This window comes from Stenotrophomonas sp. 24(2023), assembly GCF_030913365.1.
Classification (GTDB): Bacteria; Pseudomonadota; Gammaproteobacteria; order Xanthomonadales; family Xanthomonadaceae; genus Stenotrophomonas.
In genome coordinates this window covers 763,077-784,726 of the sequence record NZ_CP133160.1, presented here as the reverse complement: position 1 = coordinate 784,726, position 21,650 = coordinate 763,077, and the positions used below count along the sequence as shown (strand labels likewise).

Genomic DNA, 21,650 nt, shown 5'->3' with positions numbered 1-21,650 from the left:
GCAGCACGCCGGCGAGCGTACCGGCATCACCCGGCGACAGGCCCTGGGAAACCGTTCCCGCAGTGGCCTGTCCGTCCGTAGATACACGCAGCTGGGGCGCGGGGAGTTGCGCCGGACCAGCCCATGCGCGAAAGGGGGAACACCCGTCGAGGGTGATCGAGCGGCAGCCTGGCTGCACCACCATGCGATAGCGAGGATCGGCCAAGAACACCGCTAAGGTGCTGGCGCTTTTTCATTTTCCATTCGTTGGATGGTGCACCGGCCGATGACGCCGGTCGGGGGATAGCCGTGCCTGCAAGGTAGCCATTGCCACCTGCAGGGCACTCGAACATGACCATTGCCGCTGGGCTGGCACGCACTGCGTTGCCGGACGCCTTGCCTGCAGCGGTGTGCGTGGTTTTTTAGATCGATCTTAATTCCGGGAATGCGCGTGCTTCCGCACCGCAAGCCCGGTTACGTGTTGGCAATGCTGCCCAGACAGGGAGACCTCTATAGATCGGATCATCAGGCGCGATTTCCTGCAGTTGAAAAAAATGCATGTGCAGGGGGAAGGAATTCCTGCTGCTGCACGTGTCGTCATAGCCGACTTTTGTGAGTAAAGAGTCATGTTCGGAAACAGACAGTCTTCCAGGCCAAGAGATTGGCTTTCGCTGTTGCTGTTGTCCCTGGCGTTAGGGACAACGGTGATACAGCCAGTGGGAGCGAAGGAGGTGGCCGTGCCCATCTCCGAGCGCATCAAGATCAACCTGGGGGCCACGGCGTGGAAATACATCCGCGACTCGGACCCGCCAGAGGCCATGAAGCCCGGCTTCGATGACTCCGGCTGGCAGTCGGTCGGCATCCCGCACTCGATCAACGAGAACGAGATGTTCTCCAACACCCAGTCGGGTGGTGGTGCCGGCTTCATGCATGGCCAGGCCTGGTACCGCAAGCACTTCACCCTGCCTGGCAGCTACGCCGGTCGCAAGATCCTGGTGGAGTTCGAAGGGGCGCATACCGGCGTGCAGGTGTATGTGAACGGTCAGCTGGTCCGTGGCAGCAGCGCCTTCAACAAGGATGCGACCCACGTCAACGGCTTCCTGCCGTTCGTCATCGACATCACCGACATGGTGAAGACCGATGGCAGCGACAACGTCATGGCGGTGAAGGTGGCGGCCAACGCCAACTTCTTCGAGAACCCGGATTTCTCCGGTGGCTTCCGCTTCGGCCAGGGTGACACGGGCATCTTCCGCCCGGTGTACATGTACGTGACCAACCGGGTGCATATCCCGCAGAACGTCTACCCGGTGCTCAACACCTGGGGTACGTACATCGCCACCGAATCCATCGCCGATGACCGCAAGTCGGCACGGGTGCGGGTGGAGACGAACCTGCTCAATGAAACCAGCGAAGCCCAGCAGGCCGTGCTGACGACCCAGATCGTCGACGTCGAAGGGCAGGTGGTGGCACAGACGCAGGACACCAGGACGCTGCCGGCCAACCCGGCCAGTCCGCTGCGTCCCACGGGCATCGTCCAGTACCTCAACGTCGCCAACCCGGTGCTGTGGTTCCCCAACAACAGCAAGTACGGCAGGCCGTACATGTACCGGGTGAACCACATCGTCAGCATCAACGGTGTGGTGGTCGATGCGTCGCAGAGTCCGCTGGGCATCCGCACCATCACCTGGGACAAGGACTTCCCGATCATCAACGGCTACGCGCACCACCTGTGGGGCGCCTCGGGCCGTTATGACTACCCGGCGCTGGGCACGGCCGTGCCCGAGGAACAGCAGTGGCGTGACCTGAAGCTGCTGGCCGATGCCGGTGGCAACATCTACCGTCCCGGCCATTCCGCCTCCAGCCCGGAGTTCGTGGCAGCCGCCGACGCACTGGGTGTGTTCATCGTCCAGCCCAGCGGCGACGGCGAGAACGGGTTTGCCGGTTCCTGCTACCGCGAATCGCAGCCGACCACCGACTGCCCGCAGAACCTGATCAACAAGTACCCGCTGAAGCTTGAGCTGCACCGCGAGATGATCGTCCGCGACCGCAGCAACCCGTCCATCCTGGGCTGGGAAGCGAACAACGGCGTGATGGATCACAACTTCGCGCAGGAAGTCCGCCAGGTCACCAACCAGTGGGACCCGGTGGCGACCCGTGCGCAGGTCGACCGTACGCCCGATGACCGCAATGGCGACGTGCTGGGCTGCTCGCGCGAAAGCTGCGAACTGAACGTCAAGGACCAGTTCCCGAACAAGCCGGCCTGGTCGGCCGAGTACTGGGGCCGTGGCGAGTTCCGCGAAAGCTATGACTACGAAATCGCGATGGCCGCGCCCTTCATGGACGACTGGCGTCGTGGCGTCGTGCATAACGCCTTCGGCATCGCGCACTGGTACCTGGCCGAAACGCCGGGCGAAACCAGCACCTTCTGGAGTGGTGTCGAAGACAAGCGCGTGCGCTCGTTGGGTGACTCCATGATGGACGGTGGCCGCCTGCCGAAGCTGCTGTACTACACCTACAAGGCCGCGTGGACGCCGTACACCATCCGTCCGGTCGTGCATCTGGCCCACCACTGGAACCGTTCCGGTACCGTGCGGGTCAATGCATTCAGCAACTGCCCGGCGGTGAACCTGTACGTCAACGGCAAGCAGCAGGGCACCAGCCAGATCCCCAACAGCATCACCGTCGAGAACAACGACACCTCGCAGAACACCACCGGCCTGGTTGGCCAGGTGCACTGGGACAACGTCAAGTTCGAGCCGGGTACGCTGACGGCGCAGTGCCTGGATGAGTTCGGTACGGTCAAGGCCGAGGATTCGCGTGTCACCGCCGGTGCCGCCGATCACCTGGAACTGGTCGTTGAACCGGCCCTGCAGCGTCCCGATGGCAGCACCTTCAAGTGGACCGCCAACGGTTCCGATGCGGTGTTCATCACTGCCCGCGTGGTTGATGCCAATGGCGTGGTGGTGCCGGATGCCTCCAACACCATCACCTTCAACGTCAGCGACGCGACGGTGGCCAACTACCGTGGTGGCTGGAACCACATCGTCACCAACCCGGACGACTTCACGCCGAAGAACCTGGCCTACCATTCGCCGGGTGACCACGAGCTTGCCGCCGAAGGTGGTCTGCAGCGTATTGCCATCCGCACCACGTTCAAGCCGGGTACGGTCACCGTGACCGCCACCTCGCCGGGCCTGGGTGCAGGCCGGGCGACCTACGCGGTGGAAGCGTCGAACCCGCAGGTGCAGGGCATTTCCGATGTGCCGGTGGTGCTGCTGCAGCCGCAGGACCAGCTGGTCAGTGCCGGTCAGCCCGCACGCTTTGCCGTGATGGCCACCGGTGCCGGTCCGCTGGGCTTCCAGTGGCTGCGCAACGGTACGCCGATCCCGGGTGCCACGGCCAGCACGCTGGTCACCCCGGCCACGGCGCTGATCGACACCGATACGACCTTCAGCGTGAATGTCACCAACGCCAAGGGCGTGGTGCAGTCGCGTTCGGCCAAGCTGACGGTGTACCCGCCGGTGGCGCCGAGCTTCGACACCCAGATCGCCGACCAGAGCCTGATTGAAGGCGCGCCGGTGGTGTTCGAGGTGAAGGTGTCGGGTTCGCCGGAACTGACGTTCCAGTGGCTGCGCAACGATGTCGCCATCGATGGCGCCACCGATGCCCGCTACGAGATCGCTGCAGCATCGATGCGGGACAACGGCGCCGTGTTCAAGGTGCGCGTGACCAACCCGGTCGCGCAGGTCGTTTCCCTGCCGGCAACGCTGACGGTGAAGCCGGCCGAAGGCCTGGAGATCGGCACCCAGCCGCTGAACCAGGTGGCCGCACTGAACCAGTCGGCCAAGTTCTCGGTGACCCTCAAGCACGGCTCGGAGCCGGTGAAGTATGAGTGGCGGGGCCCGCGTGGCGTGGTCGGCACGAACAAGGCCGAACTGCTGATCGAATCGGTGCAGTCGACCGATTTCGGCAACTACTCGGTCACCATCACCAATGCCGCAGGTTCGGTGAGCAGCCAGCCGGCGACCCTGTCGCAGGCCGCTCCGGGTGTGAACCTGGCGCGTGGCAAGGTGGCCTTCGCCAGCAGCTACCAGAACGAAGGGGGCATGCCGGCCAGCAACGTGACCGACGGCAACGTCAGCACGCCGTGGGGCTCGGCGATTCCGGCACCGGAAGACCAGGACAAGCCGTACGAAGCGACCATCACCGTGGACCTGGGTGCGCCGCTGCCGTTCAACGACATCATCCTGCGCTGGGAAGCCGCCCATGCGTCCAAGTACCAGGTGGATGTGTCCAACGACAACAAGGAGTGGAGGACGGTCTTCCCCTCGGGCGACAACGCGCCCGGTGGCGTGGAGGAGTTCGGGTTCCCGACGACCACGGCCCGTTATGTCCGGGTGACCGGCCAGAAGCGTGCCACCCAGTACGGCTACTCGCTGTATGAGGTGGAGGTCTACAACGTCGCTACCTGCGGTCCGGACACCGAGCGTTACAGCGTGGTGGACCAGGGGCACGTACGTGACAACCAGACCACGTTGCTGTGGAACCGTGCGCACTTCACCCTGACCGGTGACCAGCAGCTGACCCAGGCCAAGGCGGCGCTGTACTGCCGTGACCAGGGCGCACGCCTGCCGACCCGCGAGGAAGCAGTGTCGATCAGCGGCCGCAATGCCGCCTCCTGTGCCTTCCCCAAGGCCTGGAAGACCTGGACGTCGAACAACGTTCCCGGTGATGACCGCTTGGCGTACTGGGTGTCCTCCGGTGGTGACGTGAACGTGGGTACCGCTGACAACCTGCCGGGCTGGGCGCTGTGCGTCGCAGGCACGCCGCAGGTGAAGGCACCCCAGGTGACCGTACAGCCGGCCGGCCTGACGGCCACGGTCGGTACCTCGGCCCACTTCGCCGTGGGTGCCAGTGGCACCGATCCGCTGACCTATGTCTGGTTCCGCAACCGTACCCAGGTGCAGAGCAGTGCCAGCCCGTTCTATGACACCCCTGTGCTGACGCTGGACGACAATGGCAGCCAGTTCTACGTGGTGGTCAGCAACTCGGCCGGTACCGTGACCAGCCAGGAAGTCACCCTGACGGTCAAGGCAGCGACCGATCCGGGCAATGGCAACCCGCAGCAGCCCGGCCAGCCGCCGGTGATCGTGATGCAGCCGGCCGACCAGGCCGCCGCCATCGGCAAGACCGCCACCTTCACGGTGGGCGCGACGCTGCCGGCCGGCCACCAGGCCAGCTACCAGTGGGAGCGTGACGGCCAGCCGATCGCCGGTGCCACCGCCGCCAACTACACCACGGCGCCGGTGACCCTGGACGACAACGGTGCGCGCTTCGGCGTGCAGGTCCGTGACGGCAACGCCACGACCCTGAGCAACGCCGCCGTGCTGTCGGTGGTGGACGGCGTGCCGTCGACCTCGGACAACCTGGCGCTGCACAAGGATGTCCACGCCAGCGGCAACGAGAACCCGGTGTTCTCCGACCCGAAGAACGTGGTCGATGGTGACCCTGAAAGCCGCTGGTCGTCGGACTTCAATGACGATGCCTACATCGATATCGATCTGGGCAGGCCGCAGGCGATCAACAAGGTGGAACTGCTGTGGCAGCTTGCCTATGGCAAGGCCTACCGCATCGAAGTGTCCATCGATGGCAATGACTGGAAGACCGTCTACAACCAGAAGGCCGGTCGTGGCGGTGAAGAGAAGCTGTCCTTCCAGACCGTGATGGCCCAGCATGTCCGCATGCAGGGTGTGAAGCGCAATACCGAATACGGTTACTCGCTGTTCGAGTTCCGCGTGTTCGGCCCGCAGTTGAGCATCGTGACCCAGCCGGTCGCACAGACCGTGACCCAGGGCCAGTCGGCCCACTTCAGCCTGTCGGTGATCGGTTCGCCGGAGCTGAGCTACCAGTGGTTCAAGAACGGTGAACGGGTGGCCACCACCAGCGAACCGTCCTATGACACGCCCGCGACCACGGCAGCCGACAACGGTGCCGTCTTCGCTGTCGTGGCCTCGGTGGGCAACAGCCAGGTCAAGAGCGATGACGTGGTGCTGACCGTGCTGCCGTCCAACCACGGTGGTGGTGACAACGGCAACGGCCAGAACCCGGGTGGCAACCCGCAGCAGCCGGTCGATCCGACCCCCACGCCCAGCCTCTCGCTGGGCAAGCGCGCCTACTCCAGCGGTGTCGAGAGCCCGATTGCCACCCCGGCAATCAACGCGATCGATGGCCGCCTGGATACGCGCTGGGCGTCGGACTTCCATGACGATGCCTGGCTGACCGTGGACCTGGGTGTGCCGGGCACGGTGACCGGTGTCGGCCTGCGTTGGGAACGTGCCTATGGTGCGGCCTACCTGATCCAGACCTCCGGCAACGGCCAGGACTGGACCACGGTGTACACGCAGAACGCCGGCCAGGGGGGCAATGAAGCGCTGAGCTTCACCCCGGTGCAGGCGCGCTACGTGCGCATGCAGGGCGTTCGTCGCGCCTCGCAGTACGGTTATTCGCTGCATGAGTTCGAGATCTACGGCACGCCGGCGTCCGGTACCGTGCCGCCGCAGCCGGTGGACCTGGCCCAGGGCCGTGCCACCGTCGCCAGTGGCAGCGAGGACGCCGGCCGGCTCGGCGGCGCCCTGGCGGTGGATGGCAAGGACGACACCCGCTGGTCGTCGGATTTCCATGACAACGCATGGATCTACGTCGACCTGGGCAGCGTCCAGCCGGTGGGCCAGGTGGTGCTGAACTGGGAACGTGCCTACGGTGCGGCCTACAGCATCCAGCTGTCCTCCGACGCTCAGACGTGGAACACCGTGTATAACCAGACCGCCGGCAGCGGTGGCCTGGAGCACATCCGTATCGATGCTGCACAGGCACGTTACGTGCGTATGCAGGGTGTGCGTCGTGGCACCGACTACGGCTATTCGCTGGAAGCCTTCGAGGTGTACGCCCCGCAGGATGGCCAGATCCCGCCGACCCAGCCTGACCCGCAACCGCAGCCCAAGCCGCCCGTGATCCAGACCCAGCCGGTCAACGTCGCGGTCACGGTCGGGGCGGCCGCACGCTTCTCCGTCGCGGTGGCGCAGGCCGATGGCCTGAGCTACCAGTGGAGCCGCAACGGCCAGGCGATCGCCGGTGCCACCGGCAGCAGCTACGTGCTCGCTGCCACCACCCTGGCCGACAACGGCGCCGTGTTCACCGTCACGGTGACCAATGCCGCCGGCCTGTCGACCACCTCGCAGCCGGCCACCCTGGTGGTGCAGGCCAATGAGGGAGGCACCACGCCGCCCAACCCGGGCGACGATGATGGCACCACCGTTCCGGACTACACCGTTTACCCCAACGCCCTGGGCGTGGCACTGAAGAACCGTACCCACGGCAAGTTCAGTGACGACCAGGTCTATGTGGCGGTGATCGCGCGTGATCCGAACGAGAACGGCCGCTTCGTATATCTCACGCCCGATGGCACCCCGGTGCCGATGACGGTGGCCGACAACGAAGCTGCCAACCATCTGACCAAGAACGGCCAGAACTACAGCAACTACTTCTTCACCCTTGCGCAGAGCAAGCTGCTGAAGATGCCGAAGCTGGACGGCGGCCGTATCTTCGTCTCGCTGGGCTCGCCGATGTACATCAAGGTCAATGAGGACATCAACCACCAGGTCGGCTTCGCCGGCCCGAACGTCCTCAATCCCACCGACCCGAACATCGACGTGCACTTCGACTGGTATGAGTTCACCTACAACAACATTGGTCTGTGGCTGAACAATACCCAGGTGGACCAGTTCGGCTTCCCGCTGGTGGAAGACGTCTATGGTGACAACCGCACGTGGCACCAGCGCACGGGCATCGTGGAATCCCGCGACGTGATCATGGCGGCCTACGCCAAGGAAGTGCCGCCGGAGTTCATGGTGACCAAGCCGACGGCGCAGCGCATCATGGCGCCGGCCAAGGGCAGCTTCGATGAGGGCCAGGTCAACGGCCACTACTTCGATGCCTACGTGAACCAGGTGTGGGATTACTACCGCACCCACACCCTGCGCTTCACCCTGGGCGCACAGCAGTTCACCGCTGTGACCGAGGGCGAGGAACTGGTGTTCACCACGGTCGTGCCGCAGGGTTCGACCGAGCCGCCCAAGGTGTACCGCATCGGCAAGCCCAACACCCAGGAAATCCTGGAAGGCAAGGGCAAGCTGGCCAGCGGTGACAGCACCGAACTGCAGATCGAAACGCGCCTGTGTGCCGGCTTCAACCGTCACATCATGGAAGATGCGTCGATCTGGGATGCGCATACGGCTGGCTGGTACGCCACCGGTCCGTACAACGCCTATGCCAAGTTCTGGCACGACCACAGCGTGGATGGAAAGGCCTATGGCTTCTCCTACGACGACGTGTCCGACCAGAGCTCGACCATCATGGCGCCCAAGCCCGAGCACGTCGTGCTGGGGATCGGCTGGTAAGCCGACGCTGGATGGCCCGGGGCGCGTTCGCGTGACCCGGGCCTGAGCGGGGGCCTTCGGGCCCGATACGGAGCCCTGCCGCAGCGATGCGGTGGGGCTTTTTCGTTGCCGCTGCCAGCGCCGTGCAGGGTCATGCCGTGCAGGGGCGCGCCGGGCGCAGGCATGCACGATGCAGCGGAGGCGCGCGCAGGTGTTGCCGGCCCGCAAGGCAGGCAGGCTGCAGCAGCGGCAGAAGAGACGCGGTTACAGGCCGCTGGAGAACGGGCTTGGTGCCGATCCCGAGGGCGGTGCGGCGCCGGGCGTCGTGCTTCCCGGCGGCGAGGGCAGCGCCGCGGTCTGTGCGGAGAAGCGCCAGGCCGACAGCCGCGAGGTTCCTTCGAAGCTGGCAAAGCGTGGCTCGAAGTGCCCACGCTTGAGGGTCCTGCCGCTTGAGCGGCTGTAGATCTCGAGCACGCCGGTGGTGCCACTGGCGTAGGTGATGCCCCAGTCCGTCGAGCCGGTGAACGGATCGGCGTAGATCCGGCGCAGGTAGCGCCGCGGGGCCGGCGAGCGCGGGTCGCGCAGCAGCGCATCCAGGTTCGGCGGCTGGGTGGGCTGCCCCGGGGGCGTGTCGGCGGCATAGCGCTGCAGGGCGTCGCTGAAATCCGCGCCGATATCCAGCAGTGCCTGTTCGGCGCTGCGCCGCTGCGCCAGCGCCGACAACTGGATGCCGCTGGTGGCGACCAGGCCGAGCACGGTAATGACGACCAGCACGCCGATGTAGGTGAAGCCGTCCTGTCCGCCCGGTGCGCGCGGCATGTCGTCCGCGTGCGCGGCCGGCGGTGCCGGCTCAGTAACTCGCATAGGGCTTGCCTTCATGGTCGGCCCCCGGCGCGCCGCTGCGCACGCAGCAGATGCCCGGCGGTGGTGGCGGTGCCGTGGCGAAGGCCGGCTGCGGCAGGGTGCTGCCGGGAATGCTGGCGCCAAAGCGTGGGCCGACACTGCCGGGGTCCAGGCCACCGATGGCGCTGCCATCGCCGCCGGCGCTGCCGGTGTTGTCCGGCGCTTCCTGCTCGGTGATCCAGGTCGTGGCACTGTGGGTCACCGGGTCCATCGGCAGGGCGCGCAGGTACTGGCGCTGCACCAGTTCTTCCAGCGACTGCGGGTAGCGGCCGGTATCCCCATGGAAGGCATCGATCGTGGCACGCAGCGAGCGCAGGTTGTCGGCCAGCACCGTATCGCGGGCGCGGTCCTGGGCGGAGAACAGGCGCGGTGCGCTCAAGGTCAGCAGCAGGGCGATGATGCCCAGCACCACCAGCAGTTCGATCAGGGTGAAGCCGCGCTGCGCGCGCTGGCCGCTGCCATCACCACAGCGCATAGGGCACCCCGTTGAGCCCCAGCAGGGCCTGCGGCACATACACGTCATAGACATCTTCCCCGGCCTGCGGCGCGGCGGCTTCGCTGCTGTAGCTGCGCAGCCCCCAGGTCTGGGCGGCGGCCAGCGACGCATCGGTGTTGAACGGATTGCGCGGCACGCGGCGCAGGAAGTACAGCGTCCTGTGCGAAGGGCTGCGCAGGTCGCTCACGCCCTGCACCAGCACGTCGAGGGTGGGCGGGTAGCCGGTGGCGGTGGCTTCCTTCTCGATGCGCCCTTCATCCCAGGCACGCTTGTAGGCGTCGATCGCCTGGCGGATCTCGCGCAGGTCACGGCGCAGCTCCTGTTCCTGGCTGCGCTGCGCGCTGCGCTGGGCCACCGGCACCAGCAGCGTGCCGAGGATGGCCACGATGGTCAGGCTGACCAGCAGCTCGATCAGCGTGAAGCCGCGGGTGGCCGGGCGCGGGCTCATGACGGATTGCCGATCGGCTTGCTGGAGGGCGGTGGTGCGCTGAACGGGCCCTGCGGCTGCGATGCCGACAGCGGCACGCTGTTGACCGGGGACGGTGCCGGTGGCGCCGCCGGCGGGGCGGCCGGAGGCGCAGCGGGTGCGGGCGTCGGCGTCGGATCGGCCGGTGCCGGCGCTGCGGTGCCATTGGCCGGCGCGGCCACATGCGCATCCTGGTACAGCGACATGCCGGACGAACTGGAAGCCTGGCCACCGACACCGGAGCCCATCATCAGCACGCCGGCGCGTTCGGGTTGCAGCGCGCCACTGGCGGCCGGTGCCGCGGCAGCGTTGGTGGCGGCACGCGCACCGGCCGGAGTGGCCGGTAGGGCCGGCAGCGGACGCTTGCGGTAGTTGCCTTCGGTGCCGGCCAGGAACTCGGTGCTGATGTCCGCCGGGCGTTCGATGTTGCGCACCAGGTGCGGGGTGATCGACAGCACGATCTCGGTGCGCTTGCCCGAGGTGTCGGTGCCACCGAACAGGCGGCCCAGCAGCGGGAATTCGCCCAGGCCCGGCACCTTGCTGCTGGTCTCGTTTTCCTGGTTGTTGATCAGGCCGGCCAGCACCTGGTTCTCGCCGTCATGCAGCTGCAGCAGGGTGGTGGCCTGGCGCGTACCGATCTGGAACACGCGGCTGCCCGAAGACGTGGTGGTGGCCGCGCCGAGGCTGCTGACTTCCAGTGCGACCTTGATGCCGATGTCGTTGTTCAGGTAGATGGTCGGCTCGACATTGAGGGTCAGGCCCACGTCCACGTAGTTCACCGATTCGGACGCGAACGCGCCGACGCCGCCGCCGACGGTGGCGGTGATCACCGGCACCTTGTCGCCGACCAGGATCTTGGCCTTCTCGCGGTTGCGCACGCGGATGCGTGGATTGGCCAGGATGTTGGCATTGCCATCCAGCGCGTTGGCGTGGATGACCGCCGTCGGTGCGGCACTGCCCAGGCTGAGCGTGTTGCGGCGTGCATGCAGCAGGTCGTTGAGCGTGACCTGGCTGCCGCCGGTGGTGGACAGCGGGGTGAGCGAGACCGACTGCGGCCAGTTGATGCCCAGGTTCAGTTCCTTGCTGCGCGAGACCTCCAGCACTTCCACGTCCAGCACCACTTCCGGTTCCGGGCGGTCCTGCAGCGCGACCAGGCGCGCGGCCAGCTGCACTGCTTCGGGGCTGTCGCGCACGATCACGGCGTTGAGCTTCTCGTCGACCACCACGTCGCGGCTCTTGAGCAGCGTCTTGATGCTGTTGGCCAGGTCCTTGGCGTCGGCGCTGTTGAGGAAGAACGTCTTGACCACGGTTTCCTGGTACTCGCGCACCTTGGCCGGCAGGTTGGGATAGATCAGCAGCGTGTTGCCGTCCATCACCTGGCGTTCCAGCTGGTTGCTGACCAGCATGAAGTACAGGGCTTGTTCCACCGTGCTGTTCTTCAGGTACAGCGAGACCTTGCTGTCGGCACGCACGTCCTTGTCGAACACGAAGTTCAGGCCCGAGCGCTGGGCCAGTACCTGGAAGACCTGGCGCAGCGGTGCATCGCGGAATTCCAGGGTGATCGGCTGGCGGTAGGCCTGGGCCAGGTCGGCGGTGAGCTGGGGCTGCTGGGTGCGGCCGTCGAGCTCCTGCAGCATGCTGCGCGCCGAGCTGTTGTCGGGCTGGGTGCGCAGGATGCGGTTGATGGTGCTGCGCGCCTCGTCGTAGCGGTTTTCGCTCATCGACAGGGCGACGTCGGCCAGCAGCTGGCGGTTGCGCACCTGGGCATCCAGATCGGTCAGCGCGGTGCGTGCCGGCTGGTTGCGCGGGTCGAGCTTGAGCACCTGCTCCAGCGAGGCGCGCGCGGCCTCCGTTTCGCCCTGGTTGGCCTGGCGCGCGGCATCGGCCATCAGGTCGGCGAGGATGCGGTCGCGGCTGTTGATGTAGGCCAGCCGGTAGCGGGCATCGTCCGGTGCCAGCTTCACCGCTTCCTGCAGCTTGCCCAGGCCGGCTTCGGTCTGCTGCTTGGCGATCAGCGCCTGGCCTTCGTGCAGCGCCTGACGGGCCGCACAGCCGCCCAGCAGCACGGCCATCGACAGGGCCAGGGTGCCCTGGCGCAGCAGGGGGCGCGCATTGCGCGGGCTCGGGTTCATTGCGCGGCTCCAATATCCAGGGTTTGCACGGTATTCATCGGCAGGTAGGTCAGCTGCATCGTTGGCGGCTGGATGGAGTCGATGCGGTAGTTGTCGTCCACGGTGCTCTGCTCATGCACCACGTAGGTACTGGCACCGTTGGCCAGGAACACTTCCCAGACGTTGTTGGACAGCGCCTTGCCCAGCACGGTGAACGGCACCATCGGTGCGCTGGGCGCCTCGGCCTGTACCGGCACGGCCGGCATCATCGACACCGGTTCGGCCGGTGCCCAGCTGGCGCTGGCGAACGGCGAGGGGCCGCCAGGGCGTGCCTGGCCGTCGGTACCGACGAGGTGGCGTGCCTGCACCAGCAGGATGCTGCTGTCAGGCACGGTGTGGCCACCCGCGCGCCGCACCGGCGTGGTCGCGGTGGCCACCACCGCGGTGGCGGGGGCTGCGACGGCAGCGTCGTCCGCCCCGTCCGGGCGCTTGTCGCCCCACAGGGCCAGGGCAGCCGAAGCGACCAGGCCGGTGACCATCATCAGGTGGCGCGGGGTCATGGCGTGTCGGGCCGGTTCATGTACAGGGTCACGCGCAGCAGCGCCTGCGGTGCCGGATCGGTGATCGTGGTGCGCCGGAAGCTGATGTCCTGCAGTGCGGCGAAGGGAAGTGACTGCAGCACGTCGAGCACGAACGCCCAGATGCTGGCGTAGTCGCCCTTCACCGGCAGGCTGATCTGGCACTGGTAGATCCCGCTGGCGCTGTCGTGGTGGTACTGGTAGTCGGCTGCACGCAGTTCCAGGCCATGGGCGTCGGCCAACGCGAACAGCGTTTCAATCGAGGGGCCCAGCACCTCGTGCTCGGACAGCACCGCCTGGAAGCGGGCGAGATGGCCGGCACCGCCCACTGGCGTCGCGCTTGCTCCGCTGTGCCGGCCCACCGGCGCGTCCAGTCGTCGTATCTGCTGCCGCAGTGCTTCCTGCTGCGCGCTGGCAGCGCCCAGCTGGCGGTGCGCCTGCAGGGCCAGTCCGCCGGCCCCCAGTGCCAGCAGGCACAGCGCTGCCAGCAGCCACCGGGTCGGCGTGACGCGGCGCGCGGCCAGCCATGCCTGCAGCAGCCAGCGGCTTGCTTCGGCACGCGTCAGTGCGTGTTCCATCGTGCCTCCAGCTCGAAGCGCAGCGGATGCTGCGGGTCCTGCTCGTCCACCTCGTGGTGGGTCAGCAGGACCTGTTCAAGGAAGCGGTGGTGCTGCAGCTGGCGCAGGTAGGTCAGCATGCTGTCGCTGTCGCGTGCTTCGGCGGTGATGTGCAGCAGGTGGTGCGGGGCATCCGGTGCCACGGACAGCAGGGCGACGTGGTCGCTGGCGGTGTCGTTCAACAGCTGGTGCAGCTGGTTCCAGGGGCGGTTGAGCTGCTGCACCATGGCGTTGATGGCGTCGGCCTGCGCGGCCGGTACCCCGGGAGCACGCGCGGGTCGCAGGCGCTGCTGGCGCTCGTGCACCTGGTCCTGCAGGCGTTGCGTACGGCGCTGCTGGTCCTGCAGCTGGACCTGCAGGTACCAGGCACTGCCCAGTGCGGCGGTGCTGGTGAGGGTGGCCAGCACCAGCAACGCCCACTGGGCCGGGGAGACCTGCCACAGCAGGCGGCGCCATCCGGCGGGAGCGAAATCGATGAGGGGGGCGGTCATGGCGGGGCACCTGCAGCAGCAAGCCACAGGCTGGCGGGGAGGGAGGGGGGCGATGCGTCCGGGAAGGCAGGGACCAGCGGCCGGCAGGCGGGATCCTGCTGCAGCCAGTGCGGTGCCGGGCCCGACAGCAGCAGGTCGTCCGGAACAGGCAGCGACTGCATCAGCGCTTCGCGTGCCAGCACGCGCGCCAGCCAGCCGGTATCGGCCTGGGCGGGCAGCCCCTGCCAGCGCACCTGGTGCAGGCGCTGCCCGTGGGCCAGGGCGAGGCCAAGCCGGCCATCGTGTACCAGCCCCAGCCACAGGCCGCTGCGGCGCTGGCGCCGGCTGCCATCCCACACGGCCAGCAGGTGCGGGCGCACGCTGGCCAGCCACAGCCCATGGCGCTCGGCCAGTGCGCGCAGGGCGGCCAGCACGGCATGGGGCAGTGCCGCGGCCATGAACGGGTGACGTGCCTGCCAGCCGGCTGTGATCTGCCAGTCGGCCGGGTTTTCGCCATGCAGTTGCTGCAGGCGCATGGCAGCCATGCTGCGCAGGTCGGCTACGCCGGACCACAGCGACAGCGTGGCCGGCGGCGTGACCTGCCACAGCCGCGCGAGGCGGTCGTCCAGCACCACGTGCAGCGGCCAATGGCGATGGGCCGGGGCGAGCGGGGCCAGCAGGGCGTCCACGGCCTCGGCCAGGGCCGCTGCCGTGGGGACAGTGGCGGCGCTGTGGCCTTCGGCGGATGGCAGGGACACCTGTGCCAGCAGCCCGGGTTGGCCATCGGCCCATTCCGGGCTGCACAGCAGGCTCAGGCCATCACAGGCGATGCCCAACTGCAGCGATTGCCCCGGTTTCCTATGCATGGACCGTCACCCGCTGCACTTCCTCCAGCGTGGTCAGGCCCTGGCGCACCAGCTGCAGCGCGGCGTGGCGCAGGCTGCGGGTGCCGGCCGCGTGCGCGGCGGCCTTGATCTGGCGGATCGGGCGCTGCTCGATCACCAGCTCGCGGATCTCATCATCCAGCAGCAGCACTTCGGCAATCGCATGGCGCCCCTTGTAGCCGGTGTCGCGGCAGTCACCGCAGCCGGTGCCACGCAGGAAGGTGAAGTCCTGCACATCCGACGGGGTGAGTTCCAGCGTGGCCAGCGCCTGCGCATCCGGTGCCGCGCAGGCCGTCGCGCAGTGCGGGCAGTTCAGCCGTACCAGGCGCTGCGCCCAGATGCCGTTCAATGCCGATACGAACGAATACGGATCGATGCCCATGTGCTTGAAGCGGCCGAACACATCGAACACGTTGTTGGCGTGCACGGTGGTCAGCACCAGGTGGCCGGTCAGTGCTGACTGCACGGCGATCTCGGCCGTCTCCCGGTCGCGGATTTCACCGACCATGATCTTGTCCGGGTCGTGGCGCAGGATCGAGCGCAGGCCCTTGGCGAAGTTCAGGCCCTTCTTCTCGTTCACCGGAATCTGCAGGATGCCCGGAAGCTGGTACTCGACCGGGTCTTCGATGGTGATGATCTTGTCGCGCCCGTCATGGATCTCGGTCAGCGCGGCGTACAGCGTGGTGGTCTTGCCCGACCCGGTCGGCCCGGTGACCAGCAGCATGCCGTAGGCCTGGCGCGCCAGCTGGCGCAGGCTGGCCAGGGAAGGGGCATCAAAGCCCAGTGCCTCCAGGGTCAACGCGCCGTAGGCCTCGATCATCGCGCGCTTGTCGAGCACGCGAATCACCGCGTCTTCGCCGTGGATGCTGGGCATGATCGATACGCGCAGGTCGATGTCACGGCCCCCGCTGGTGACCCGGAAGCTGCCGTCCTGTGGCACGCGGCGTTCGGAGATGTCCAGCTCCGCCAGCACCTTCAGGCGCGAGATCACCTGCTCGTTGAGCGCGGCGCCCTGCACCGTGGCGGCATGGTTGAGCACGCCGTCGATGCGGTACTTGACCATCAACCCGTTCGCCATGCTTTCCAGGTGGATGTCCGAGGCGGTGGCCTTCAGCGCGTCGTAGAGCGTGGAATTGAGCAGCCGCACGGCAGGGCTGCCGCCCTCGGCCGCGCTGGCGAAGGACAGTTCCGCCGCAGCGCGCCCTGCCTGCGGTGCCTGGGCGCCTTCGGCAGGCACATGCTGTTCCATGGCCTTGGCCGATGATTCCAGGCGCGACAGCCAGGCCTGGATGTCGCTGCGCCGGGCCAGGGCGGTGTGCACGCTGCCATCGGGCAGGCCGGCCCGGCTGCTGAGCCAGGTGCGCAGGTCCTGGTCGAACGGGTCGTCCACCACGGCACAGGTGCGTCCCTGCGCGTCGCGCAGCAGCAGGCAGCCGCGCTGCAGTGCCTGTGGCAGGGGCAGCAGATCCGGCAGGGGCTGGCACGCGGCCAGGCCGGCCGCATCCAGCAGCGGCATGTCCAGCGTTGCAGACAACGCCGGCAGCAGCGCATGTTCGGGCAACTGCAGGAGCTGCTGCAGTACGGAAATGACCGGCTGCTGACGGGTACGCGCCTGGCTACGGGCCTGGCGCAGCAGCTCGGCGTCCAGCACGGCAGTGGGGGGGGACGCCGTCAAGACAGATCTCCGGCCAGGTCGAAAATAGGCATGTACAGCAGTACGACGATGGTGCCGACCACGATACCGATGAAGGCCATCAGCAGGGGCTCGAAGCTGCGCGAGAAACGATCGATCCAGCGGCTGATCTCGCCGTCGTAGAACAGCGCCGACTGGTGCAGCATCGTGCCCATTTCACCGGTGTGCTCGGCCACCCGCAGCATGCGCAGGGAAATCGGCGTGGTCAGCCCGGCCTGTTCAAAGGCCTCTGACAACGGCATGCCGTTTTCCACGGCCGACAACGCCTGCTGCAGTGCCGGTCGCAGCCGTGCCGAGGCGATGGGTTGCACGGTGCGCAGGGCGGTAGGAATGGGAATGCCGCCTTCAACCAGCATCCCCATCGTCAGGTACAGCCGTGACAGTTCGTAGATGTGCACGCGCGGCCCCACGCCGGGCCAGCCGGCGGCCAGGCGCAACAGGCCGCCACGTGCCTGCAGCCGCTTCCAGGCCACCACGGCCACTGCACCGAGCATTGCCGCCAGCGCGGCCACCAGCAGCGGATGCTGCGACACGAACAGGCCCCACTGCAGCATCTGCTGTGACATCCAGGGCAACGGGCGGCCCGAATCCTGGTAGACCTCGGCGAACTTGGGCACCACATAGGTCATCAGGAACAGGCTCACGCCCAGGCCGACCAGCATCAGGATGCTGGGGTAGATGGCCGCACTGACCAGCTTGCCGCGGACCTGGTCCACCCGCTGCTGGTAGTCGATGTAGCGGGCCAGCGAGCGGGGCAGGTCACTGGTGCCTTCGGCGGCCTGGACGATGCCGACGTACAACGGCGGGAAGTGCTGCGGATGGCGGGCCAGCACGCCGGACAGGCGCATGCCCTCGTGCAGCCCGGCCAGCATCTGTTCCAGCAGGGCACGCGTGCGCGGGCGGGTTTCCTTCTCGGCCAGCGCCTGCAGCGCCTCGACGATGCCCAGGCCGGCGGTGAGCAGGGCCAGCAGTTCCTGGCTGAACAGGACCAGCGACAGCACGCTGCCCTGGCGGCGCAGGCCTGCCGTGCGGGCGGGGCGTACAGTGCTGACAAACAACTGCTGTGCCTCGGCCAGGGCGCGGGCTTCCTGGGCGTCATGCGCTTCCATGCGCAGCAGTTGCACGGCTCCCTGCGGATTCAGTGCGCGGACGTCGAACAGCATGGGGGGCCAGGCAGAGTGGTGTGGCGGGGAAGGGACATCCAGCAGGCGCGCCAGGCGCCTTCATTGCTCAGCGGCTGGAGCTGATGTCGGCATCCTCGCCAGTGCCGCCGGGCGTGCCATCGCGGCCCAGGGACGACACTTCATACTCCGCGCCCTCGGCCGGCGAACGGTAGGCATAGGGGTGGTGCCACGGGTCCAGCGGCACGTTCTTCTTCAGGTAGGGCCCATTCCAGCCGGCGGCATCGGCCGGTGCGCTGACCAGCGCGGCCAGGCCCTGCTCGGTGGTCGGGTAGTGGCCGACATCCAGCCGGTAGGTATCGAGCAGCTTGTCGAAGGTTTCGACCTGCGCCTTGGCGACCGTGACTTCGGACTTGTTGAGCTGGGAGAAGTACTTGGGGCCGACATAGGCGGCCAGCAGGCCGATGATGACCATCACCACCAGCAGTTCCAGCAGGGTGAAGCCATGCGCGCGGTGGCGCACGGAAGGGAACGACGGACGTGCGCGGCGGGGGGCGTCGGAGGCGGGCATGGGGGAGGGCTGCGGTGGGGAAGCGCCTGCTCCGGTGGGATGCCAGCGGGGCGCCAAAAGTCGTATTGATTTTGCGCGGCGATCATACGGTCTATTGCAGACGCCTGATAGTTGTCCGCTCCATGGGAAATGGCTCCAGACGGATTCGTACGCTCAATCTGCAATCAAGTGCCAATTGAAGTGAGATGTACGTCATTCTGGCGAGCGCGATGCGCGGCGCGTCACGCCCGCCGGGCGCCGTGGATGGCCAAAAAAAAGGCGGCCCGCAGGCCGCCTTCCGGATCGGGTTGTCTGCTACGCGCTCAGCGTGGCGAGGCCACCGCGCGGTTGCTCGATGCACCTTTGCCCTTGCGCTTGTCCTGTGCCGGCGTGGCCCCTTCGGCCATCAGGCTGTCGCTGCCGAAATCGGTATCCACATCCAGCCAGCGGCGGGCCGGAAGGCCCAGCGCGGCATCGAGCACGGTCGGCAACAGGCCGCTGGGCAGCCCGCTTTCGCCGTTCCACAGGATCGCCACGCCCAGGTCGCGTTCGGGTACCAGCGCCACCAGGCCACGGTAGCCCTGGACCGCGCCGGCATGGAACACCACATCGTGGCCGGCGTAATCGAAGGTGCGCCAGCCCAGTGCGTAGCCGGCCGAGTGCAGGCGTTCGCGGCGCCAGCCCGAGCGCATTTCACCGGGGGTGTTGATCAGGCTCGAGTGCAGGGTGGCCAGCAGCGGCGCCGGCAGCACGTCCGGGCGGTGGCCGGTGTGGGCCAGCAGCCACTGCGCCATGTCGCTGGCGCTGGCATTGACGCCGGCGGCCGGGGCGACGCGGTAGTAGGTCGGTTTCGGCGTCAGCGCCACCCAGCCATTGCGGCTGCGCACGTGCGGGCGGGCCCAGCGCGAGCTGGCCTGGATGCCGGCCAGGCCGAGGCTGGCATCGTTCATGCCCAGCGGCTTGAAGATGCGGCGCTCCACGGCCTGCTCGTAGAAGCTGCCCGAGGCGGCGTAGACGACATCGCCGATCAGGCTGAAGGCCACGTTCTGGTAGGCGTAGCAGTCGCCGGGCAGGCACTTGAGGCTGGTGCTGGCCAGCTTCTGGGTCAGCGCGTAGTACTCGGCGTTGCCTTCCAGGTCGCGGTCATAGGCGTTGTAGGTCAGGCCCACGCGGTGGCTGAGCACATCGGCCACGGTCAGGCGGTCGGTGGCTTCGGGGGAATTGAGGCGGAAGCCGGGCACGTAGTCGGTGACCTTGCTGTCCCAGCGCAGGGTGCCGTCGTTGACCAGCAGGCCGGCCATGGTGCCGGCGAAGGCCTTGGACAGCGAGGCCAGGCGGAACACGGTATGCGCATCGACCGGCTGCGGGTTGTTCACGTCGGTGACGCCGTAGCCGCGCGCGCTGAGGATGCGGCCGCCCTGCACGATCGCCACGGCCATGCCCGGCACGCGTTCGCCATAGGTCAGCTGCTGGGCCATCGATTCGATGTTGGCCACGTTGAAGCCGGCGGCCGGCAGCTGCACGTTCGGGCTCAGGCCGGTGCGGTAGGCGGCCGGTTGGGTGCTGGGCACGTGCGCGGTGCTGGCCGCTTCCAGGTTGGCCGGCAGCGGTGGCAGCGGCGGCGGGGTCTGGGCCGTGGTGGACAGGGCAACGGGCATCAGCATGCCCAGCAGACCGGTGGCCGCCGAACGGATCGTCCGGCGCGTGCTGTTGTTCTTCATCGGTTGAGACCCGTGCGCGACTGCTGGAAAGGATTCTAGCGCCGCTTTTCGCCTATGCACAAACAAAGCGAAGATGAATGCGCATCTCGTTGAAATCGATGGTTTTTTGACGCCCGCCCAGCGGCCCGGCCGGGCACCGTCTGCCGCAGGCCGGCAACACCCGGCACAGCACCGTCGCTGGCGATATGGCAGGGCATTGGCTAACGTACGCGCTTTGACGCTCCGGGGAAGGTTCGATGCCGCTTCACAGCCGCCCTCGGCGGGCACGGTGCCAGCGATGACGGCGCCTTCCCGGCCCCGCGGCCTTCGTGGCCTGGCCCTGGCGCTGCGCGAGTCGCCGGCGCTGTGGTGGTCGTTCCTGTACTTCTTCTGCCTGCTCAGCGGCTACTACGTGCTGCGCCCGGTGCGCGAGGCGATGGCCGCCTCCGATGACCTGCAGACGCTGTTCCCGCAGGCGCTGATCGACGGCTTCGCGGCCCGTGGCGTGGCCCTGCAGGATTTCGTGCTGCAGTTCCTGTTCACCTGCGTGTTCCTGATCATGCTGGTGCTTCAGCCGGTCTACGGCTGGCTGGTCAGCCGTTACCCGCGGCGGGTGTTCCTGCCGGTGGTGTATGGCTTCTTCATCATCACCCTGCTGGGTTTCTATGCCATGTTCGACAGCGGCGTGCCGGGGCGGGGCATGGCCTTCTTCTTCTGGGTCATGGTGTTCAACCTGTTCGCGGTGGCGGTGTTCTGGAGTTTCATGGCCGACGTGTTCTCCAACGTGCAGGCCCGTGCCTACTACGGCTACATCGGTGCGGCCGGCACCCTCGGCGCGTTCCTGGGGCCGCTGCTGACCGGCGCGCTGGTGCAGCGGGTGGGCATCGCCAACCTGATGCTGGTTTCTGCCGGCTTCCTGTCGGTGTGCCTGCTGTGCATCTGGCGGCTGCGGCACTGGGCCGTGCAGCGCGAGCAGGCGCAGCAGCTGGTGTCGGGCGAAGCGCCGATGGGCGGCAGCGTGCTCGATGGCCTCAGGCTGATCGTGCGCGAGCCACTGCTGCGCTGGCTGGCCATCATGGTGGTGTTCGGCGTGGGCGTGGGAACGCTGCTGTACAACCAGCAGGCCAGCATCGTGCGCGCGGCCTTCACCGACCCGGAGGCCCGCACCGCCTTCTATTCGCATATCGATCTGGCGGTCAACGCGCTGACGCTGCTGGTGCAGCTGGCACTGACCCGCTGGCTGCTGTCCCGGCATGGCATCGCCCCGGCCCTGCTGATTCCGGCCCTGGCGGTCATCGTCGGCTTTTCGGTGCTTGCGGCCTCGCCGTTGCCGCTGCTGGTGGCGGTGGTGCAGGTGGTGACCCGGGCCAGTGAGTTCTCGCTGTTCAAGCCGGCGCGCGAAACCCTCTATACCCGGGTGGACCGCCAGTGGCGCTACAAGGCGGGTGCGGCGATCGATACGGTCGTGTACCGTGGCGCCGACCTGAGCTTCACGTGGCTGCACAAGGGGTTGTCCCTGTTCGGTTCGCACGTGGTGTTCATCGGTGGCGTGGTCGTGGCGGGCCTGCTGACCGTGTCCGCCGTTGGCGTGCTGCGCGAAGAAAAGACGTTGCCCCGCGACCGTTGAACCACCCGATCTTTCCAAGG

At 67.4% G+C, this 21,650-nt stretch carries 14 protein-coding genes; 2 read left to right on the top strand and 12 right to left on the bottom strand.

What is annotated here, in order from left to right:
* Positions 1-716 precede the first annotated feature (716 nt).
* The gene (locus tag Q9R17_RS03490; protein ID WP_308157063.1) at positions 717-8,435 is read left to right on the top strand and encodes a discoidin domain-containing protein; all 7,719 of its coding nucleotides are present in this window, start codon (positions 717-719) and stop codon (positions 8,433-8,435) included.
* 243 nt (positions 8,436-8,678) lie between these two features.
* Here Q9R17_RS03490 and Q9R17_RS03485 read toward each other — a convergent pair whose 3' ends face one another.
* The 12 genes from Q9R17_RS03485 to Q9R17_RS03430 all read right to left on the bottom strand — a co-directional run bounded on the left by Q9R17_RS03485 (position 8,679) and on the right by Q9R17_RS03430 (position 20,024).
* Positions 8,679-9,278, bottom strand: a complete 600-nt coding sequence (locus tag Q9R17_RS03485) for a type II secretion system protein (RefSeq protein ID WP_308157062.1) — start codon at positions 9,276-9,278, stop codon at positions 8,679-8,681.
* The gene (locus Q9R17_RS03480) at positions 9,265-9,792 is read right to left on the bottom strand and encodes a prepilin-type N-terminal cleavage/methylation domain-containing protein (protein WP_308157061.1); all 528 of its coding nucleotides are present in this window, start codon (positions 9,790-9,792) and stop codon (positions 9,265-9,267) included. The genes Q9R17_RS03485 and Q9R17_RS03480 overlap by 14 nt, the downstream gene beginning before the upstream one ends.
* The gene (locus tag Q9R17_RS03475) at positions 9,779-10,261 is read right to left on the bottom strand and encodes a type II secretion system protein (RefSeq protein WP_308157060.1); all 483 of its coding nucleotides are present in this window, start codon (positions 10,259-10,261) and stop codon (positions 9,779-9,781) included. Before Q9R17_RS03475 ends, Q9R17_RS03480 begins: the two co-directional genes overlap by 14 nt.
* The gene (locus Q9R17_RS03470; RefSeq protein ID WP_308157059.1) at positions 10,258-12,411 is read right to left on the bottom strand and encodes a secretin N-terminal domain-containing protein; all 2,154 of its coding nucleotides are present in this window, start codon (positions 12,409-12,411) and stop codon (positions 10,258-10,260) included. Before Q9R17_RS03470 ends, Q9R17_RS03475 begins: the two co-directional genes overlap by 4 nt.
* Positions 12,408-12,950 (bottom strand): hypothetical protein, encoded by a 543-nt coding sequence (locus Q9R17_RS03465; protein WP_308157058.1) that lies wholly within the window; start codon positions 12,948-12,950, stop codon positions 12,408-12,410. Before Q9R17_RS03465 ends, Q9R17_RS03470 begins: the two co-directional genes overlap by 4 nt.
* Positions 12,947-13,546, bottom strand: a complete 600-nt coding sequence (locus Q9R17_RS03460) for a hypothetical protein (protein ID WP_308157057.1) — start codon at positions 13,544-13,546, stop codon at positions 12,947-12,949. Before Q9R17_RS03460 ends, Q9R17_RS03465 begins: the two co-directional genes overlap by 4 nt.
* Positions 13,531-14,076 (bottom strand): hypothetical protein, encoded by a 546-nt coding sequence (locus Q9R17_RS03455; protein ID WP_308157056.1) that lies wholly within the window; start codon positions 14,074-14,076, stop codon positions 13,531-13,533. The genes Q9R17_RS03460 and Q9R17_RS03455 overlap by 16 nt, the downstream gene beginning before the upstream one ends.
* A complete protein-coding gene (locus Q9R17_RS03450) occupies positions 14,073-14,921 on the bottom strand; it encodes a hypothetical protein (protein ID WP_308157055.1) in 849 nt (282 codons plus the stop codon). The genes Q9R17_RS03455 and Q9R17_RS03450 overlap by 4 nt, the downstream gene beginning before the upstream one ends.
* Positions 14,914-16,614 carry a GspE/PulE family protein gene (locus Q9R17_RS03445; protein ID WP_308157054.1) on the bottom strand — a complete coding sequence of 567 codons (1,701 nt, stop codon included), beginning with the start codon at positions 16,612-16,614 and terminating at the stop codon, positions 14,914-14,916. Before Q9R17_RS03445 ends, Q9R17_RS03450 begins: the two co-directional genes overlap by 8 nt.
* Entirely contained in the window at positions 16,611-17,795 is a 1,185-nt protein-coding gene (locus tag Q9R17_RS03440; protein ID WP_308157053.1) for a type II secretion system F family protein, read from the bottom strand. Before Q9R17_RS03440 ends, Q9R17_RS03445 begins: the two co-directional genes overlap by 4 nt.
* Before the next feature lie 67 nt (positions 17,796-17,862).
* Entirely contained in the window at positions 17,863-18,324 is a 462-nt protein-coding gene (gene gspG, locus Q9R17_RS03435; RefSeq protein WP_308157052.1) for a type II secretion system major pseudopilin GspG, read from the bottom strand.
* A gap of 302 nt (positions 18,325-18,626) precedes the next feature.
* The gene (locus Q9R17_RS03430) at positions 18,627-20,024 is read right to left on the bottom strand and encodes a serine hydrolase domain-containing protein (protein WP_308157051.1); all 1,398 of its coding nucleotides are present in this window, start codon (positions 20,022-20,024) and stop codon (positions 18,627-18,629) included.
* A gap of 277 nt (positions 20,025-20,301) precedes the next feature.
* On the opposite strand from Q9R17_RS03430, the gene Q9R17_RS03425 reads away from it, so the two are divergent.
* Positions 20,302-21,630 carry an MFS transporter gene (locus Q9R17_RS03425; protein ID WP_308157050.1) on the top strand — a complete coding sequence of 443 codons (1,329 nt, stop codon included), beginning with the start codon at positions 20,302-20,304 and terminating at the stop codon, positions 21,628-21,630.
* Positions 21,631-21,650 lie beyond the last annotated feature (20 nt).

Coding starts and splice junctions, on each gene's coding strand:
- Q9R17_RS03480 (WP_308157061.1), bottom strand. CDS start 9,792: ATGCGCTGTGGTGATGGCAGCGGCCAGCGCGCGCAGCGCGGCTTCACC.
- Q9R17_RS03450 (WP_308157055.1), bottom strand. CDS start 14,921: ATGCATAGGAAACCGGGGCAATCGCTGCAGTTGGGCATCGCCTGTGAT.
- gspG (WP_308157052.1), bottom strand. CDS start 18,324: ATGCCCGCCTCCGACGCCCCCCGCCGCGCACGTCCGTCGTTCCCTTCC.
- Q9R17_RS03455 (WP_308157056.1), bottom strand. CDS start 14,076: ATGACCGCCCCCCTCATCGATTTCGCTCCCGCCGGATGGCGCCGCCTG.
- Q9R17_RS03460 (WP_308157057.1), bottom strand. CDS start 13,546: ATGGAACACGCACTGACGCGTGCCGAAGCAAGCCGCTGGCTGCTGCAG.
- Q9R17_RS03470 (WP_308157059.1), bottom strand. CDS start 12,411: ATGAACCCGAGCCCGCGCAATGCGCGCCCCCTGCTGCGCCAGGGCACC.
- Q9R17_RS03430 (WP_308157051.1), bottom strand. CDS start 20,024: ATGAAGAACAACAGCACGCGCCGGACGATCCGTTCGGCGGCCACCGGT.
- Q9R17_RS03425 (WP_308157050.1), top strand. CDS start 20,302: ATGACGGCGCCTTCCCGGCCCCGCGGCCTTCGTGGCCTGGCCCTGGCG.
- Q9R17_RS03440 (WP_308157053.1), bottom strand. CDS start 17,795: ATGCTGTTCGACGTCCGCGCACTGAATCCGCAGGGAGCCGTGCAACTG.
- Q9R17_RS03465 (WP_308157058.1), bottom strand. CDS start 12,950: ATGACCCCGCGCCACCTGATGATGGTCACCGGCCTGGTCGCTTCGGCT.
- Q9R17_RS03475 (WP_308157060.1), bottom strand. CDS start 10,261: ATGAGCCCGCGCCCGGCCACCCGCGGCTTCACGCTGATCGAGCTGCTG.
- Q9R17_RS03485 (WP_308157062.1), bottom strand. CDS start 9,278: ATGCGAGTTACTGAGCCGGCACCGCCGGCCGCGCACGCGGACGACATG.